This window comes from Streptococcus mitis (assembly GCA_001560895.1).
GTDB classification, from domain to species: Bacteria; Bacillota; Bacilli; order Lactobacillales; family Streptococcaceae; genus Streptococcus; species Streptococcus mitis_Q.
In genome coordinates this window covers 852,500-871,481 of sequence record CP014326.1, presented here as the reverse complement: position 1 = coordinate 871,481, position 18,982 = coordinate 852,500, and the positions used below count along the sequence as shown (strand labels likewise).

Sequence of the window (18,982 nt, the reverse complement as noted above, 5' to 3'; positions counted from 1 at the left end):
GAGGAACTTCCTAAACTTCCTTAATCTCAATATGAATAACATTTTCTTCCCCAACCTGGTCTTTCCACTCATCAATATCACTCAGATAGCGCTTATATCGATACCAATTGTCATCGTTTGGGCCATTGCTTAGGAGATTAGCTCTTGGATGCGTATCCAGGTTAAATTTTTGATCTCGAAAGACATTTTGTTTGGATAGGAAGAGTAAGGCTTCTGTTGTTCCAATCGTTGCCACCTCATGCGGTGTCAACAGTTCTCGACCAATTTTAGAGTTCTGCTTAGAACTGCTGGCATTTCTTCCTCTGCTCTCACTATAATTCTGATCATTCAAAGTTTGCTTCCCTGATCGCTCAGATAGGTACTTAAGCGTGTCTAAGTCATTTGAACCTAAATAAAGAATAGCACCACAGTTATTGATAATCGTCTTCGTATTTTCTTTACCATATAATACTTCAATCTGACTTTGAGATTGTACCATCATCTTGATAGAAATCTCTCGAGAACGAATAACTGAGATAATTGGTGGTAAATTAGGAATCTTCCCAATCTGACCAAACTCATCCGCCCACACCTGTAGATGCAATAAGTCTTCCTTGGTCTTTGTTGGATGCTCACCTAATATAACTGCATCTGCAGTTTTTATTAGCACATCAAAAATGGTACTAAAAAGAAGGGCAGATAAGAACTGGTAAGCTGGATCCACTTCTGGAATATGAATAAAAACTGCTGTTTTCTCAATATTCCATTTTTCAATCTCGAGTGTATCCTTTTCAATAATCTTTCTTAGTTGCTCATGATCAAATACTGAGAAGGTTGTTGCAAAGATAGCATAAACAGAAGCCCGTGTTTGGCCATCAAAGTTTTTATTGAATAGATCCCACTGTCTACTAGCATAATTCCCTTGACTCCTTCTCTCCAGGTCTTCAAACATCAATTCAACAGGACTCTCCGCTTCTGGATGATTTCTTCTCAATTCTCGAATCATATCTGTAACCTGCCCTAAATTAGGCAGATAGTGATCGAGCTTACCATCAAAATAAAGATAGCCAATTAGAGAACGCATCAGGAGTTTATTGGCTGCTGGCCAAAAAGGATCTCCCTCATGACCATTTCTGTTGAGAGACTCTGTAATAGCCTCTGCCACTCGATCTATATCCATTTCATTATGAATATATCTAAAAACATTGAAACCATCTGAATTCAAGAAACTAATCAAATCAAAAATCTTCATCTTATAGCCTTTTTCTATAAGAGACTTCCCTGTTTCATGAATCAAAATCCCTTTGGTATCTGTGGTTACAAAACTAGAATTTCCTTGTAAAATATTTGGTTTTACAGCACTACGAGTCTTCGAATCCCCTGTACCACCATACACCAAAATATTTTTATTAATCTGATTTTCAAAGCTCAATCGGTTATTAAATAGTCCCATCTGGCTATTTTGAGTAAAGATCATATTCTTTTCAGGATCTTCATCTCGGAATCTCACCAACTCTTCTTTCGTTGCAAAGCGAGCTGATCCATGTTCCTCCCCATACCTGTATGTACCTGTATCTGTTACTCTCAAATACAACAGAAAAGCAATCAAAAACCCACTCATACCAATCAATAAAGAAGTTGGTGTGAATTGAAAATCAAACCAAGATTTATCGCTCAGATGATCGCTCATCCAGTTAAACTTCCCAAGACCAAATACATCCGTTACTGAGTCTGTATCAGGTGCCAACAGCCATAGTTTAAAGAGCCAATGAAAGAGGTAGAATAGACCAATGCCTAACAACAAATACGGTCTAAATCTCCGTTTCTTCTTTTCTGTAATCACTTCATTTTCCCTCCAATCTGTGGTTCGATATTTTCTGGAAGAACAAACTCCTTCGTATGAATGTTTACCTGGAGGGAATTGATTTTCTCTTGTTCAACTGCTTTGAAATGTTTCAATTTCTCCTCAAAAGAAGTCGTTTTCCCATTTTTAAGGTTTCTCTCATTGAATCCTTTAGGATCTCTTGTGATGCCTTCTAGGACATCCTTAAAAGCTTGTTCGACAACACCTTTATCTTTTGCATTAAAAGCCAAGGTTGTCTTTCCATCTGGATGAGTATAAAAAGAAAAGCCAATCCCGTATTGGCCCAGTTCTTTTCGAACTGCCTCGAGATTGACTTCATTATGTAGTAATTGCTGGACTTCTTTAGCATCTGCCGTTGCCATAAATTTATTCCAGTCTGTATCACCAGTAAAGACTACATTCTCTCCTCTGGCTTGATAAATTTCAACTGCTTTAGAGCCCACCAGAAAGAGGCCTTTTAAGATGATTTCTCCTGTCACAAGAGTTGCCCGTCCTAATTGGGCTACCACTTGTTCTTGTTCCATTTTAGCTCACCTCTTCAATTTTGAAATAAAGATCTTTCAATTGAGTAGCTTGAGAGTCTTTCGCAAGAATCTGTTGTTTCAACTCATCAATCCTATTTTGACACTGAGCAATTTCCTCATTGGCTTCCATGATAAAATCTTCGTTAGATTTGATTTTATTTTTAATAGATTGCTTATAAGTAACCGTCTGAGCCTCAAAGCTATCAATAACCTCTGAAGGCAAATTTACTGTAGTCGCATTAGAAAGAGAGAAGGAAGATTCAGCCTTTTGATCAGGAATCGTTTTATTCTCTTTCTGAGTAAATGTTGCAACAACTGGTACTACTTCTTCTGTAGCTGCATCTTGTGTATTTTCATCTTGTGAAGGCTCTACTCGTTCTTCCTCATTTTCATCTAATCTACTGAAATGATCTGTAGTCCATTCACTAGAAGAATAGGTAACATTATCTTCTCCAACCTCATCTTGAGGCTTCTGAGAAACTAGCTCAGCAATTCTTTGTCGATTTCTGTCTGCTTCTTTCTTTAACGTTAGTTCTTCTAGTTCAGGCTCTGGTTGAGATTGGGTTTCTCGTTCGGCTGGTAAGGAGGTATTTTCTTTATGTTTTGCTAAAAAATGAAGAAAACCTTTCTTTTTCTTCCCAACACTCGTACCAAAATTTTCCAGCAACTGATCAATGATTCCAACAAAAGGTATTTCAAGACTTTCTTCTTGTAGGATTTCACCTTCAGAATTGAGAGAATAAAGTCGATAGATTCCATTTATTTTATTACTCTTCATTCGCTCATTGATGATTTCTAGCCTTGATAACAACTCATCTCGGTACTCAAAAGTTTCCTCTTGATTAGTCAGTTGATTGATAATTTTATACATGGTTCACTCCTTGGTTACTTGATTGTGATGGAAGAATGAGTTCCTTCATTTCCTGGTAGGATAAGCCACTTTCTTCTGATAGTGCCACAAAAAGCTGCGCTTCAAAATCTTTTTCTTGATTTATGTAATTCTTGATTTTTTCATCTGCTGCTTCTTTTTGTTGTTGTGCTTTTTTCTTATCTTTCCTAACTCTCTCAAGCTTAGCTTCAAGTTGTTCTATTTTTTTATTCATTCAATTCTCCTTATTGGTTACTACTGGTTGCGGTTGTTTGTTCAGAGGATGTAGGTGTTGTGGTTGATGTAGAGGATACTGGAGTCGAGCTTGAACTGCTAGTATCTGAATAGGTACCTATACTTTGCCCCTTTGCTTCAGTCAAGACGATAGGCTCAATTTTATTGACCAATAGTTTACCTGATTGTTCTACATAGGTCAATCGAATGGTAGCCTTAGTGATACCAGTAAGCCCCTTAGAATCTCGATTATCTTTTTCTGCTAAGGTTGTGCTAGAATATTGAATCTGAGCCAACGCAACTTTATGTGTTTTATCAATGTAGATAGAGCCTGATTCATAAGATTGGTCAACCACATACCCCTTATAGGTCTGGTTAACTGGCTTTTGTTCTTCTTGAATGGTTTCCTGATACATAGAATCGGTCATAAAAGGCTTATAACGTGGACGATTCTCTTCTAAATCCTTTTTGGTATAGTAAGCAATTAGAAAGTCCTCGACTTGCTGTTCAGTAAGAGATAGTTGTTCCTGTTGGTTCTCTTCTGTTTTTTGCTTCGCCTCTTCCTGAATTTGACTATTCTGTCTCAAATTCTGTTGTACTTGAGCAATAGAATAACCCAATACAATACATAAAACGGCAACAAATCCCATAAAGAGTCCCTTTACCATTTTGATTAACTTTTGATTATACATTCTTTTCCTTTCTTATCTAGGGGTAACAAAATAGATGCCTGATTGCGGTGTCAGGGTACGCCAATTCATTAGGTATAAACCAGTAAAGTTCATTTCTGACATTAAGAAGCTACCATCACTATTAACGTACTCACAGAATCCAAGGTGACCATAGATTGGTGATGCTCCAGCTACACCGTTCATGAATACAACTGCAGAACCTGGTTTAGGAGTCGTTGAAATTTCATATCCTTGAGCTTGACCACTATCAACCCATTGATTGGCATTTCCTAAATACGGATAAATTCCTATTCCAATCTGAGCAAAACGGTTATAGACATACCAAGTACAATTTCCTAGTGCATAGGCATTACCTGGATAACCTTGTCCCTCTAGAATTGCTTGATCGGTAGGTAGACCATAAGGTAGCTTATCTTTATATTCTGATGGAACTTGCTTGCTAGAAACACCTGTCGAACCTCCTCCTTTATTTTTTAAGAAATTCAACCATTGACGGGCTGCAGATTGCCGTTCTAATAGCTTGTTTCCTGGGACTCCTAACCAAGCGTTCAAAAAGTCCTCCGTAAGAGCTTCTACGGAGCCTGTTGAGGTTACAATTCTTCTGAATGCTGCACGTCTAGTTGGATCATCTTCCTCCAGAAGAAATTTTGTTTGGACTTCTGCAGACCAAATATCTCCATTCACAGATTTTGCAAAATTCCACAATGCAAGAGCACGAGGGCCAGTAAATTGACCAATCCCAATCCCGATATAGTGCAAACCGTTGACTAGATAACCTCTTTCATTTAGAGGCAAGGTAGGGTACATAGCTTGAAAGGCTCCCCAGTTACCAACTAGATTTTCTGCAGTTGGTTCTTTAGCAACTTTATCGAACTGATTATTGGTTAGAAAGTCTGTTTCATAGCGTTTAAAGGTGATGGAACTCTCAATATCAAATCCTCCCAAAATGGCTGCGATTCCTTCATCTGTTGCTTCTGGTATATTTTTTTTGATTGCATCCGCAAAAGCTCTTGCACGTCTTCCTTTATCTCCAGATGTTTCAATATTACTGACAACAGATGTTGCTTGGGTATATTCTACACGCTGGAAGTAAAAACCGACATTGACATAAGTCCAGCTCTTCTTGATATTCCCATCTCTATCTTTCTTATTTGCACGATCAGGTTCTAGCTTTTGATAATAAACAGTTTGATTTCCTTCAGGTGCTACTTTCCCGATGATATCTCCAGATTTAACATGATCACCTGTTTTATAGCGAATCGTATCTACGTTCTTATACAGAAACTTGGAATCCTGATCACTAATTTCTATGTCACTCCCCTTAACTTCAACTTTCCCATCTAAAACAGCTAACAGAGACTGACCTCCTGAGGCCTGCAAAACAGATCCATTAAAAACTTCCGTCTTCGTTTTATATCCAAAACGTTCAATAATCTGAAGCGGTGCTTGCGATTCAGGTTGTTCTTCTGTATAAAATGGATTATCTAGTTCTTGAAGCAACATATATTTTCCACTATCTCTAGCAATTTCTAAGAGCTCTTTATACTCCTCTAACTCGTCCTTATCAAGCTTATAGAGGTTATTTTTGGTATAAAGCTCTTCCATCGTTTTAAGATTGTCTTTATCCCCATTCAAATTCTTCCATAAGGTATCTAAGTAAAGTTTTCCACGATTCTGTTGTGAAAAATATTTATTCCCGTCTATACGAAGCTTATCTGAAATATCATCATACTTATAATTCAAGTACAAAAGCGGATCGTCAATTTTTGTCCAATAATCTACCTTGTCATTCGATTTTTCACGATCTAATTTTGAAAGATACAACCAGGTATTATTCATATCAAATTCATCTTGACGAGTAATTCCTGAACTACCGATACCAAGTATAGCCAGAAACAAAAGCAGACCAAAAGCAATCAGATAAGCCTTTAAGCTAAATGGATTTTTGATAATAGCTTGAAGCGGTTTAGAACCTACACGGTAGAACTTCCTCGCTTTCTTAGCAACTTTCCCTGTTTTAGAAGTAGCTAAGCGTTGCTTATAGGCCTTAATACGACGAGAGAGTTTTCCTTCCCAAGAAAATTCTCTTGGAGTTCGAGTGAAGCCTCTTCCTTTAGCCTTATTGTAAGCTCTATTTCCAAAGCTATAGCTCGATTTAACCATTCCTTGGCCAAGTGTACCACTATATTTCCCAATCGTTTTGATTCGTTTCCCTTGAATCTGAATATCCTGATACCGATATTTAGCTCGTGCTATATCTGATAGTGTATCATCCTGATGCGCAACAGAGCTAGCCTGTTGACTGGTTGATCGTTCTAGAGCCTGTTTAGTAGCACGGAGCAACTTCTTCTTGCGTGAACCACCAGTAGCCTCTTGAGCGACTTTAAAAGTCCTTTTAGAAGTTTTTTTCTCCAGTTTCGCCTTATCCAATTCCTGCTTAAGGAATGTCTGTTTTTTATTGTTTCTATCTAATTCCTGCTTAAGGAAAACCTGCTTTTTAATTTCCTCTGGACGAAGTACCTTTCCTTCTTTTCCAAGATTTCTTCCTTGTTTCTGGATATTCTTGTACTCTTTTTGGATTCTCTTATACTCTTTTTGTATTTTCTTGACCTTGTTCTTAGAAGCTCGAAATTGGCTTCGACTCTTCTTTACCAACTGACGTTTAGAGTAAGTCTGAGATTGTAACTTCGTAAGTTGTTTTGCGCTATCTTGTTGAACCGTTCGGTAATTCTTACGAACTTTTTCTAGCTTTCGATCTAACCTATGACCGATTGTTTTTGGTCTGCCTTTCTCCTGATCCATAGTGAGACTCCTAAGCGTCTGTTGCGACTAAGTTATATAACTTAGTATTCTTTGGTATTGGATTTTCAAATGGCACTACAACTGGCCCAGCTACGATTAAGCCAGTACCTTTAGCCTTTGGCCGCGATAAGTAGCGAATCTGTTTATCAGTCAGATTGACAATCTCTTTTAGGATAGCCAAATCTTGGGGTTTTTGTTTGAGTAAAATCATAAACTCACTATTTGAGAGCAATTTCCGACCTTCTTCAACAGCAGCTAGCGTTTCTACGTTCTGGGTGATTCCTGTTGGAATCGCACCATATTTCCGAATCCGTGAATACAACGTAGTAAAGAAGTCTGCTTGAGCCTTATTTTTAAATAGAATCTGCATCTCATCAAAGTAAACCCATGTAGTACATTTCCCTTGATTCTCTACAATTTGATTCCAGATATAATCCTGAATAACCATTAAAGCAAACGGCTTCAATTTATGCGACAACTTCTTCAGATTAAAGATAACAAAGCGATGATTAAGATCCACGTTTGTATTGTGAGCAAAAATATCCTGAGAACCAGTTGTATAGGTTTCTACCGCCAAAGCTAAATCTTGAGCTTCTGGCTCTGGTTGTTCCTTCAATACCTGATGCCACTCTTTTAGCGTTGGAGTAAAATAATCTGTCAAATAGCGCTCATAAGTCACACCTGTTACCCGGTCGATAATCCCAATCTGTGCATCTGTTACCTCAGATAGAATCGATTCAAATAATCCCATCAACAAGTTTGCTTTATCTCCAATCGGATCGTCATCCTCATCGTCCAAACGATCCAAGTCTGGTAAATCTAAAAGATTGATATGTGTTTTAGAACCAATCGAAATATCCACCATCTGAGCACCGAAAGCACGGCCAATATCAGAATATTCATCTTCGGGATCCACGATGATAACTCGGTCTTCTGGATATTTCAGTAAAGTTGGAATAACTTCTCCACCCTTTATTGTTGTAGATTTACCAGATCCTGAAGAACCTAACACAACTCCTGAACCCGTGTTCAAATCACGTTTTCGATCTAGTGTAATGATATTGTTTGATAACTGATTTTGACCATAGTAGCGAGCGAGTGAGCTTTCAGACTTCAAGTCCACGTTGGTAAAAGGAACTTGCGTAGCAATATTAGCTGTTGTCATCTTTCTCATGAAATTCTTCTTCACATTTACGAAGCATTCTCCAATAGGTAGAATCGTATTTAGAGCCTCTTCCTGGTAATAATAAAGATCTTCAAATTCTACCCCTAGCTTCCGTCCAGCACGCTTAATCTTCTGCTCATTACGTTGTAGTTCCTCCTGGCTATCTGCCTTAAAATACACTGCAATCAAACCAGAAAAGATTTTCTGATCATACTCAGTAATCTCATCTCGCCACTTCTTGGTAGCTTCTGAGATTTCTTGGTCACGACCAGCAACCACTGCATCATCAAAGATACCAGATTGAGCAGCCTTACGTTTAGAACGTAGCTTCCCAATTTCAGCATCTGTTTCTGCATCGTCAATCTTCTCTAAGATTTCAACATTCTCATAGGGTTCTGCATGAATAATAATAGCCAATTCAAATCCAAGTGTCGTTAAATCACGAATGAGACGATCAGACATCCAGTTAGGATATCGGTGAGCATAGAGTACCTTAGCCCAACTATCATCAATAATCATCCGTTTTTCTTGAAACTCAATTCGGTTTGGAGCAATAAATGATTTCGTTGATAACCCAGATAGGGCAATTTCTCTGTAATCAAAATTGACATACGGGTTTCCTCGTAATAGTTCAGAAAAGACCTTTAGACGATCCAAACCATTCATTTCCTTAAATGTAATATCGGATTCCTGAAATTGCGTTCCCAGGGAAACTCCAATATCTTGTAGTAACAACTGAGCTTGTTTTCGATCATCAGCGTTCGTTGAAATGGTCACATACTTATGTACCTCAAAGTTGTTAGCGTGTGTCGTAAATCGCTCCTTGATCATCTCATTTAGCTCTTCACGATAGTCATCGTAGCCATCGTTTGTTTCCTCAAACAAGATATTCTGCAAGGAATTATCCGATACTCTACGGTTAATGACTAAGAGTTGATAGTTACTGCCCTCATCCAGTGAATTAAGAGCATCCATCGTTGTATCAATGATGCTCTCTTTTTCATCTTGTTGAGCTGTAGAGTAAGAAGCATCCCCCAGCATAAAGCTACGAGAATACTTCTCACGTGCAATGTGCATTAATCCATCTTCATGGAGCAGCGTATAATTGATGGTATTTTGTGTCGTAGGTTTCATCTGACGACGCAAGCGCTCAATTCTTTTCTTTTCTGCGTTTTCTAGTTTTTCTCTTTTGCTTTTGAATAAACTCATCTTTCGTATACATTCCTACCTTTCCAAATTCTGTCTCATAGGTTCGTTGTTGGATTCGGAAAAAGAAATTGATTTTTTCTTTAATCCGCATTCGCTTAGTCATTCCCGTACCGTACATTCCTCCAGGAACGACAAATAGAGCATCCCAAAGATAGATGTACCAATCAGGTAAACCAAAGAAGTAAATAGCAATTGTCCCTGAGACAGCTATTATTAAACACAGGTATAAAACAAACATTCTAATAGTTAGGCCAAATAGAATTGGCTTGTCCTCATTTTCAAATTCTCTTAAAAATTCTGATCCAATTTTTTTCAATTAGTTTCCTTTCATAAAACATAACATTTATCAATTCTAATTTCTCTAAACATGGATTATACTCCTAAAAGTTGCTTGGCTTTTCGACTAGAGCCAACCATTACAAAGATATAGATAACCCCCTTGGCAATTGAAGCAAAGGCCGTTCCCCAAGTACCATTGTCTGCAGTCGTAACCTTGAGAAGATCTGTTGCCACAATCGAATCATATACAACAGAAACAATAATTAGGATGACACCAATAAGGGCAGATGCTGCAAAGTATTTCAGGAAGTTAATCGTAACAGATCGCAACGAATCCATCATAAAGAACGCTACTAACAATGGAGCTATGGCTTTAAGCATATACAAATCCAAGTAACGTAGGAAAACAATAATCCCTAGAATAATGTTAGAAACTTTACCGACAATAAAACCAACAAATCCAATAATTTGTTTTTCAAACCAACCTTTTCCGCCAGAAATGTTTGAATCAATTGTCGTTGTGACTGTTGGTGTTACATGCGCAATTACCTTTACAATAATATTAAGTAATTCCAGAATGGCATCACAAATTTGAGATGAGGCAGAGATCATGATTAAGGCAAATAAATATTTCATTAAAGCCTCTAACCAGATCTTTTGGGTTAGCGAACCTCCCCTCGACTTGACCATTTGTGACCACGATGCCATTTCAAACCAGAAAAAAAGACCTAAAAGGATATACCCAATAGGTCTGACTGCATCAGCCATTATATTTACAGCTTGGTTTGTCGCAGAGCTGTAACTAGAAAGAGAGCTTGTCAGCTCTCTAATATCTAAATTCATAGGCTACTCCTAAAATTTTAGTTGAGACAGTGATGCAACAACTGCAGCCGCAATCCCAGCAGAAGCAACAGCTAAAAATGCACCATTAATCATAGAATCAGACCCATCATCTTGCCTTTGCTTATCTTTGTTCTTTCTTCCTTGAATATAATCGACCGCACCATTCCAGATCCAGATAAGACCTGTGATTGTTCCAACTACACCAAGACCCGTAATAATTTTTGTAATAATTTCCATTTTGTTTTACCTCTTTTAATTTCTTTTTTTATAACAAAAGGCACTGTAGAAATTTCTACAGTGCCAAACACAATACTATTTTTACAATTCATCAAATTCTTCACGATAAATCGTCCGAACAGTAGCTACTAGAAGAGTAAGTACTATCATAATGGTAGCTTCAATATGTGGATATGGGAAAAAACTAACTGCCCCTTTGGGAGCTTCAAACACTTGACCAGAAGTCATCCATGGTTCAGTGGACCACCCCATAATATTAGGATAGTACCATCCAAGAATAGCTGATAAAAATTTTTCACTGGATTCTTTAAAAAGATAGTGTATACCAGCTAACAATGCAAGTAACACAAGTGTCAGGCATATCTTTCCTATAATCCAGAATAAAAACATACCTACAGCAGACTTCACAACATTAATACACCAAAGAATGATATAAAAGGGAGCTGTAAAAATCCTAATAATTGCTACCCATAACCAGGAAAAATCACTCCCAAATTTCATAACTCTACTCCTCCACGATTTACCGTTATTATACCATAAAAATAGCTTATTTTAAAGGTTCCTAGAGTATTCTAAGCCTCTTTTTTCTTACGCTTGCTGTAGAGCAAGCCTGTAGCAACACTTCCCATTGCTAGAGCAGCTAAAAGTAAATCTGCAGAATCCTTCTCCCCTGTCGAAGGCAAGCTTCGTTCTGGTTGAGTTACTGGTTTCTGCGGATTTTCTTCAGGAGTTTTTGGCTCTGGTTTTGGTTCCGGCTTTGGCTCTGGTTTTGGTTCTTCCTTTTTAGGTTCTTCTGGTTTTGGTTCTTCTGGAGTATGAGTCACAACCGTATTAGAAACAACCTCCACACCGTTAACAGTATGATAGTAAGTATTTTCTACTGTTCCTGACTGAATGCGTGTCATTTGTAGATATACTTCTGCTTGAAATTCTGATGTCTCTAAAATTGACTTCAAGAAAGTTTCATCAAAGCTAATATCTACTTTACCTTTAGCCTTGTCTACTACCTGACTTGTGAACTTAGTTAATTCATCACCAACTTTGAATTTTTGGCCGTCACTTGTTTCAAAATCTACAGCAGTAAACACTTGATAGACACTCTGATAATCATCATGTGTTTCATCATAGTCGTCGCTAAATTTATACTCAAATAACTGTTCTGAGCGATCTTTTGGCACTAGGGAACCAACTAATTTGTAATTAAATGTTTGATTCAGTTTGACCTCTTTTCCATCCAAACTTTCTTTGCTTAGATGGTCGATCACTACATCTTTCTTCGGTTCAATCTTTGGAACATTATTTACAACTGTTTCCGTGATATAAGCTGAACCAAAATCAAGCTGATAAGCCGTATTCTCATACTTACCACCTGTTTGACCCAATTCCTTCTTAACAGTCATTGGGTTGGTAATCGTCAGAACTTCTCCAGCTTGCACGTAGGTCTTGTAGAACTCCTCTGGATTCTCAGCCTCAAATACTTGAATAGCCCCTTTTGGAGTGAAATTGCTAGACTTCAAGGCTTCTTGGACACCTGATGGTGCCTTATCCAGGCTATCATAAAGACTCATCTTCAAGCCTTTCACAACTTGACCTTTAGAATCCGTCACTTGAACACCATCTTGATTGATAGTAACAGCTTCTTCTGGGTAATCATCAACGATATAGAACCCTTTACCAATACGGTCTTTATCTGCTTCGATGCCCTTGTATTGGCTATAATCTGCCGTCACCTTGTAGTAGTTTACAGATCCTGCTAAGACCTGTTTCCCATCGATGTTCACGCCTGCTTTGTTCAGATTCTTCTTAGTTGGTTTAACAGTAGGAACATTATTTACAACTGTTTCCGTGATATAAACTGAACCAAAATCAAGCTGATAAGCCGTATTCTCATACTTACCACCTGTTTGACCCAATTCCTTCTTAACAGTCATTGGGTTGGTAATCGTCAGAACTTCTCCAGCTTGCACGTAGGTCTTGTAGAACTCCTCTGGATTCTCAGCCTCAAATACTTGAATAGCCCCTTTTGGAGTGAAATTGCTAGACTTCAAGGCTTCTTGGACACCTGATGGTGCCTTATCTAGACTCTCATAAAGAGCCTTTTTCAAACCTTTCACAACTTGACCTTTAGAATCCGTCACTTGAACACCATCTTGATTGATAGTAACAGCTTCTTCTGGGTAATCATCAACGATATAGAACCCTTTACCAATACGGTCTTTATCTGCTTCGATGCCCTTGTATTGGCTATAATCTGCCGTCACCTTGTAGTAGTTTACAGATCCTGCTAAGACCTGTTTCCCATCGATGTTCACGCCTGCTTTGTTCAGATTCTTCTTAGTTGGTTTAACAGTAGGAACATTATTTACAACTGTTTCCGTGATATAAGCTGAACCAAAATCAAGCTGATAGGCTGTATTCTCATACTTACCACCTGTTTGACCCAATTCCTTCTTAACAGTCATTGGATTAGTAATCGTCAGAACTTCTCCAGTTTGAACGTAGGTCTTGTAGAACTCCTCTGGATTCTCCGCCTCGAATACTTGAATCGCTCCTTTCGGAGTGAAATTGCTAGACTTCAGAGCTTCTTGTACGCCTGATGGTGCCTTATCTAGACTCTCATAAAGAGCCTTTTTCAAACCTTTAACTACTTGACCCTTAGAATCGGTTACTTGAACACCGTCTTGATTGATCGTAACAGCTTCTTCTGGGTAATCATCAACGATATAGAACCCTTTGGCAATACGGTCTTTATCTACTTCAATGCCCTTGTATTGGCTATAATCTGCCGTTACCTTGTAGTAGTTGACAGAACCTGCCAAGACTTGTTTCCCATCGATGTCTACACCTGCCTTGTTCAGATTCTTTTTGCTTGGTTTAACAGTAGGAACATTATTTACAACTGTATCAGTTTGATATCCGTTACCGAAATCAACTTGGTAAGCCGTATTCTCAAATGATTTTCCTGTATTTCGCAATTCTTCCTTAGTTACCATTGGATCAATAATTGTAACAGATTTGCCTGCTTTGATATATTGGTTAAAATAAGCTTCTGGATCATCCACTAAAAATACTTGGAAAGCTCCCTTAGGCTTAATTTCAGAACTATCTAGAAAGGCTTTAACCTTATCATTATCAACAGATTCAATAGAATTGTACTGATACACTGAAATACCAGAAACTTCTTTTCCTTCGCTATCAATATAACGAATATCTGATTGATTAATAGTCACTGCCTCTTCTGGATAATCATCAATCGCACCAAAGCCTTTTAGAATAGCAGATGGATCTGCCTTTATCCCTTTATACTGATCATAATCCAAGGTTATATGATAGTAATTCGTTGAACCAGCTAGAACTGTTTTACCATCAATAATAACACCATCCTTGTTATGATTGTGTTTGAGAGGTTTGATCAAATTGTTATTCGGATTGTCTGGATCGTTCGGTTTACCTGGGGTTGTTACCTTAACAATATTTGAATAAGACTCAAACTCATTGTTTAAGTTCAAATGGAAATTATTCTTATAGGTTGCACCATCATTTGTTACTGTACCATAAACCTTAAGAACTGGGGCTTTATAGGCTTTACTTAAATCAGTATTTACTTTCGCTAAACCTTCAGCTTTAAGTAAACCTTTCAACTGATGCTTATCTTTATCGTAGGTTACAGTAAAGTCTTGGTTTTGATCTACAGTTTTTGCTAAATCAAGTAGATAGCCTTGAGGTAAGTTGTCCGTTAACTCATAGATTGTGGTTTCTTTTCTGTCTGCTGCAAGAGGCTTAGTTTCCAGTTCCCAAACAACTTCGGATAGCTTAGGTACTGATGAATTATTTACATTTGTACCTGCAGAGTTCTTAACTAATTTTTCTACAGTAGGCGTAGTTCTCAAGCGAGTGTAAGTAACTTCAACTTCTCTTGGTGCGACCTCATTTGGCACAGGTTTCAAATCTGGTTTAGGAGGTTCACTCGGAGTAGGAACGTGAGGTGTATCTGGTTCATCTTTTGGTGAGGCTAATAAAGGTTTCTCCGTAGGAGGTGTCAATGGAGTCTTATTCTTCTCCTTATATTCAGGTTCTAAAGGTCTTGGTTTTGTAGATTCACTTGGTTTAAGCGGCGGTTTCGGCTCCTCTAGTTGATTAATGACAGAGCGACCACCCCAAAGTTGAAAGGCGTATTCTGCTGCATAAATCTCCAAATCAGAGGAGATTTTTCTACCCGCTGTTCTGTCATTATCTTGAACATAAGCTCTATATGCACGTGACTGTGCCTCCGTGTAAGGAGCTAAAGACCGTTTACCATTTGCTAAGTAAGTTAAGTGGTGAGTAGTACCTTTACCTACACTTAGGATAGTTCCTTCAGGAGTACCTCGGAAATCGTCTACACCAACAAGCCAAGGTTCACCTGCTCTCCACTGGTTAAGACCGCTAGGATCATCACTATCATGAATACCATCTGTTTTGACACCTTGCCAGTATGTCTCTCCTCTGACTACATTAGCCTCTACCTTAGATCCCCAAGGATTTACTACAATACCAACATTGTTGTCCCCATAAGTATGTCTAACCGCTTGACCATAATCAAGATCAGAATAAATAGCAATTGTACCCAAGTTAATTGGTTCATTAGTGGCTTCATCGAAATAAGCGATATCCCACTCAACGTTTAAGTAATTAAATGGATTGAAACCCACTGGAGATACAGGTCCAGTAGAACCATCTTTGTACCACCATACAGCCAATCGTGTATAAGTCTCTGCACTACCTTCTATCCTATGTTCAGGGACTGGGGTAGAGCGAGAAGTCAATTTAGCAGAAATCGTTTTTCCTGACTTAGTACGACCAACATTATGTAGCGTAAACTCAGATCCCTGTTCGATACCTGTAATAAGCGCACCTCCATATCTTGAGTCATTTATCCAATTATGGAGAGGGGTTGAACTATTTGGGTCTAGTCTAAGGTTCTTATCTAAGGTAATAGTAGTGTTTTTGTTAGCTCCAAGCGCACCATCAACTACCTCAAGAGTAGGGTCTTCATCAAATACTGCAGTGAGCTTAGAATAGTAATCTAATGAACCACGCTTAGACTCGTCAAACTCACCGTAGATTGTAACCCCATTTGTACGTCCTTGGACTTGTTGTGTTTGTAACTCTGCCAATTTTCGTTTATATTCTGCTGAGTCCTTTTCATACTTAGCTAATTGTTCTTTGTATTTCGTTAAACCTGCCTCAGACTGATTTTGGTTATTGGTCCAAGTTTTTAGAGCTTCTTCGTAAGCTTTCTTAGCTTCTGCATTTCCCTTATCAATATCATCATCTTGCTTAGCTTTATCTGCTAAAGCTTTCTCATAATTAGTTTTAGCTAAAGCATTTTCTTGTTTGATACGCTCATTTTCTTTTGCTACACGATCTTTCTCCGCTTTCAAACGCTCATTCTTTTCTTGATTGTCTTTATCAATCTGTGCGTTTTTAGCAGTAGCATCTGCCAAGTCTTTATCATATTGAGCTTTAGCTTTGTCATAAGAATCTTTCTTTTCCTTGTTCTCAGTAGTAATCGTTTTAATTTCTTCTGTACGAGTTTCTACTTCCTCTTTGTACTTCTTAGACTCTTCTACAATAGTAGTCGCTTGCTTGTTGTAACTAGATTCAATCTCAGCAGTTTTCTTAGCTAACTCATCAGAGTTAGTAACTAAACCACCATCAACCTCAGTTGCCTTAACCGTCAAACCCGCTTCTTTAGCAGCAGATACCGCTGACTCTACTTTTTCTCGGTTAACAGTGACTTCAACAGAACCTGTTGATTTTTCTGCACTACCTTGGTCGTTTGTAGAATCCACCGTTGGATTCGTCTGTGCATATGGAGCATTTGTGGCTGGATTTTCAGTTCGTTCATCTGCTCTAACTGGACTAGTCATCAAACCTAAGGCAGCTAGACCAAGAATTACTCCACACGTTCCCCATCGTCTTGTTTTTCGGATTGAACCGAAAGCTCGTGTCTCATTATTAAATTTCATTCATTCTCCTTTTTTATTACCCATTCAATACATCCTTTACAGCACTAGTTTTAGGAAGTTTTTTAGGCTCTTCCTTCTTTGGTTCAACAGCTTTTTCTTCCGTTTTCTTTGGTTCAACCGGTTTCTCTTTTTCTTTATAAACAAACTTAAGTGTCTGTTTATCCGAAGAAACCTTCCCTTCCAATTCTTCCGGAACTGCCTTCAAAACATAAGTTGTATCTTTAACTGTAATTTCTGTTTCAACATCACGATCAAATTTCCAGTCTTTACCTACAAGCTCTCCAGTTTTAGAAATAACTTCAGAATTCTTGAGTTCCTCACCCTTTTCGTTTACAAAGATAGCTTTAACTTCCTCGCCCTTTTCATGTGCCAAGTAAGTCAGCAAAAGGTCATTTTCAGCAAACTTCCCTTTCTCTTCTCCTTCTTTAAGGGTAACTTCAAATCCATCAACAGTCGGAGCTTTGATATCATAATCATCCCCAGAGAATCCCTTAGCTACAAGAATATCCTGATCAATCTGCTCATTCGTTAAAGCATTCAGAACCTTGACTGTTAAAGAATAAACCTTTTTATCTGCTGGTTTCTTTTCATACAGATAATGTAGTTTAACAGTATCCTTAGTAACTTTTCCAGAAGATTCTTTAGGTTCTCCAGTCAATACATAGGTTTCACCATCAACAGTCAGTTCCTTCTTAACTTCAGTTGCCTTCCATTCACTACCAATCTCCTTACCAGCTTCGATAATTGTGATATCGCTTTGCCCAGGAATTTCTTTTCCGTCCGCTGTTCGGAAATCAGCAGTAACAGCTCCACCTTCGTTTTTGATAGAGTCAGATTTCTTAGCTACTTCTTTTCCATCTAATGACACTGTACCTGTTGCAGTACCTTCTCCAGTAAAGCTATAAACAATTGAGTAATCACCATCAGGTAGTTTTTCTGAAAAATCAACCTTCCCATCTTTGACCGGTAATTCTTTATTGACTTTACCACCTTTTAACAAAGCCTTAGTGATTTTTATTCCATCTCCACCGATGGCAACTTGAGCTGTTTGATCTGCGCCCTTAGAGGTTTGTACTTTGACAGTAGCAGTTTCCATAAACTGTTTAACCACTTCAGCATCTAAAATTGACTTGTCTTTACCAGTCATATCGTAGATATTAGGATGACCCAATTCTTTCATTTGCTCAATTGAACGCATGGAGTTAGTGTCGTTATCCGTAACTTGGTTACGGTTGACAACTGACATAAATGTTTTAGCACGTTTCTTAGCCCACTCAGCGAAAGATTTGTCCATTTCTTCTGGTTTACCTTTATCCATCCAACCGTCAGTGTATTGGATAACAGATACAGTATCAGAAGGTTTTGTAATTTTTTCAACAATCTCTTCAAATGGAACAACAACATCTACAGACTCATCTAGGTAACGGTGTGAACCTAGAGCATTTGCCAAACCTTGGAAGTATTGACCATAGTTTTGGTAAGTAGGATCTTTTTCTGATGGTGCGTTAATTTTCAACAAGTTATCAATAATTTCAAGTGCTTCTTGTTTTGTTAGAAGAGTTGAAGAAATTCCTTTAGTGTCGTTCATAACCTTTTTAGTACTTGCATGATATGAAGTTTGACCGTAATTATCTGGGTAAAGCTGAATGATATGACGACTTTGAGGGTTCTTATTGGCCTCGATAATCTTCTTACTCAAACGAAGTGAATCTTTTACTTTACCGGCATAAGAACTAGAGTAGTCATATACATGGACAGTCGTAAGAGGAGCAATTTCATTTGTTGTACTAGTATTTGTAGGAGCTTTTGTCTTAAACTGAAGCTCATTAGATCCTGCTTTATCTTCACCAGTTACTACTGTATTTTCAATAGTTTTTAGTTCTGGAGAAAAATCAGGTTGTTTAGGATCAACTGGTTCTGGATTAGGATTTTTAACCTTAGGCGCATCTTTCTTGACCTTTTCAATTTCGATTTTGGTCTTTTCCAAATCCTTGAATTTGTCGGATTTATTATTGTTAACCTGTTTTTCGTCCACCCCAGAAGATTCTGGATCCTTCTGCTCTGTTTTTTCAGTCACAGCTGATTTAGCTGAAGAATCATTTTTAGATTCATCTGCTTGAGCCATTGCCGAACCGACAATCCCAACTGCAACGAGTCCTAATGCTACAGAACATAAACGTTTCCCATATTTTCTATAGCTAAATGTTTTTTTCATAGTATCACCTTTCTAATTGTTCATTGGAATATTTTCTTTCGGATATAGTTGATGGATCCC

At 38.0% G+C, this 18,982-nt stretch carries 13 protein-coding genes; all 13 read right to left on the bottom strand.

Annotation, left to right across the window (positions count from 1 at the left end):
* Positions 1-10 precede the first annotated feature (10 nt).
* The gene (locus AXK38_04285; GenBank protein AMH88515.1) at positions 11-1,822 is read right to left on the bottom strand and encodes a conjugal transfer protein TraD; all 1,812 of its coding nucleotides are present in this window, start codon (positions 1,820-1,822) and stop codon (positions 11-13) included.
* A complete protein-coding gene (locus AXK38_04280) occupies positions 1,819-2,367 on the bottom strand; it encodes a hypothetical protein (protein ID AMH88514.1) in 549 nt (182 codons plus the stop codon). Before AXK38_04280 ends, AXK38_04285 begins: the two co-directional genes overlap by 4 nt.
* 1 nt (position 2,368) lies before the next feature.
* Positions 2,369-3,238 (bottom strand): hypothetical protein, encoded by an 870-nt coding sequence (locus tag AXK38_04275; GenBank protein ID AMH88513.1) that lies wholly within the window; start codon positions 3,236-3,238, stop codon positions 2,369-2,371.
* On the bottom strand, positions 3,231-3,470 hold the full coding sequence (locus tag AXK38_04270; protein AMH88512.1) for a hypothetical protein: 240 nt from the start codon (positions 3,468-3,470) through the stop codon (positions 3,231-3,233). The genes AXK38_04275 and AXK38_04270 overlap by 8 nt, the downstream gene beginning before the upstream one ends.
* Before the next feature lie 10 nt (positions 3,471-3,480).
* Positions 3,481-4,161 (bottom strand): hypothetical protein, encoded by a 681-nt coding sequence (locus AXK38_04265; protein ID AMH88511.1) that lies wholly within the window; start codon positions 4,159-4,161, stop codon positions 3,481-3,483.
* Positions 4,162-4,173: 12 nt separating this feature from the next.
* The gene (locus tag AXK38_04260) at positions 4,174-6,963 is read right to left on the bottom strand and encodes a peptidase M23 (GenBank protein AMH88510.1); all 2,790 of its coding nucleotides are present in this window, start codon (positions 6,961-6,963) and stop codon (positions 4,174-4,176) included.
* 10 nt (positions 6,964-6,973) lie between these two features.
* Positions 6,974-9,337, bottom strand: coding sequence for an AAA family ATPase (locus tag AXK38_04255; protein ID AMH88509.1), 2,364 nt, complete (start codon positions 9,335-9,337; stop codon positions 6,974-6,976).
* Complete coding sequence (locus AXK38_04250; GenBank protein ID AMH88508.1) at positions 9,279-9,653, bottom strand: hypothetical protein; 375 nt, start codon at positions 9,651-9,653, stop codon at positions 9,279-9,281. Before AXK38_04250 ends, AXK38_04255 begins: the two co-directional genes overlap by 59 nt.
* A 56-nt stretch (positions 9,654-9,709) precedes the next feature.
* Positions 9,710-10,459 carry a conjugal transfer protein TrbL gene (locus AXK38_04245; protein ID AMH88507.1) on the bottom strand — a complete coding sequence of 250 codons (750 nt, stop codon included), beginning with the start codon at positions 10,457-10,459 and terminating at the stop codon, positions 9,710-9,712.
* A 9-nt stretch (positions 10,460-10,468) separates the two neighbouring features.
* A complete protein-coding gene (locus AXK38_04240; GenBank protein ID AMH88506.1) occupies positions 10,469-10,696 on the bottom strand; it encodes a hypothetical protein in 228 nt (75 codons plus the stop codon).
* Positions 10,697-10,777: 81 nt separating this feature from the next.
* Positions 10,778-11,197 carry a hypothetical protein gene (locus AXK38_04235; protein AMH88505.1) on the bottom strand — a complete coding sequence of 140 codons (420 nt, stop codon included), beginning with the start codon at positions 11,195-11,197 and terminating at the stop codon, positions 10,778-10,780.
* A gap of 71 nt (positions 11,198-11,268) precedes the next feature.
* A complete protein-coding gene (locus AXK38_04230) occupies positions 11,269-16,707 on the bottom strand; it encodes an adhesin (GenBank protein ID AMH88504.1) in 5,439 nt (1,812 codons plus the stop codon).
* A 16-nt stretch (positions 16,708-16,723) separates the two neighbouring features.
* Complete coding sequence (locus AXK38_04225; protein ID AMH88503.1) at positions 16,724-18,922, bottom strand: hypothetical protein; 2,199 nt, start codon at positions 18,920-18,922, stop codon at positions 16,724-16,726.
* Positions 18,923-18,982 lie beyond the last annotated feature (60 nt).

What these genes read in the sequence shown, in the direction of transcription:
- AXK38_04245 (AMH88507.1), bottom strand. Translation starts at nt 10,459, where the DNA reads ATGAATTTAGATATTAGAGAGCTGACAAGCTCTCTTTCTAGTTACAGC.
- AXK38_04265 (AMH88511.1), bottom strand. Translation starts at nt 4,161, where the DNA reads ATGTATAATCAAAAGTTAATCAAAATGGTAAAGGGACTCTTTATGGGA.
- AXK38_04240 (AMH88506.1), bottom strand. Translation starts at nt 10,696, where the DNA reads ATGGAAATTATTACAAAAATTATTACGGGTCTTGGTGTAGTTGGAACA.
- AXK38_04255 (AMH88509.1), bottom strand. Translation starts at nt 9,337, where the DNA reads ATGAGTTTATTCAAAAGCAAAAGAGAAAAACTAGAAAACGCAGAAAAG.
- AXK38_04235 (AMH88505.1), bottom strand. Translation starts at nt 11,197, where the DNA reads ATGAAATTTGGGAGTGATTTTTCCTGGTTATGGGTAGCAATTATTAGG.
- AXK38_04225 (AMH88503.1), bottom strand. Translation starts at nt 18,922, where the DNA reads ATGAAAAAAACATTTAGCTATAGAAAATATGGGAAACGTTTATGTTCT.
- AXK38_04275 (AMH88513.1), bottom strand. Translation starts at nt 3,238, where the DNA reads ATGTATAAAATTATCAATCAACTGACTAATCAAGAGGAAACTTTTGAG.
- AXK38_04280 (AMH88514.1), bottom strand. Translation starts at nt 2,367, where the DNA reads ATGGAACAAGAACAAGTGGTAGCCCAATTAGGACGGGCAACTCTTGTG.
- AXK38_04270 (AMH88512.1), bottom strand. Translation starts at nt 3,470, where the DNA reads ATGAATAAAAAAATAGAACAACTTGAAGCTAAGCTTGAGAGAGTTAGG.
- AXK38_04260 (AMH88510.1), bottom strand. Translation starts at nt 6,963, where the DNA reads ATGGATCAGGAGAAAGGCAGACCAAAAACAATCGGTCATAGGTTAGAT.
- AXK38_04230 (AMH88504.1), bottom strand. Translation starts at nt 16,707, where the DNA reads ATGAAATTTAATAATGAGACACGAGCTTTCGGTTCAATCCGAAAAACA.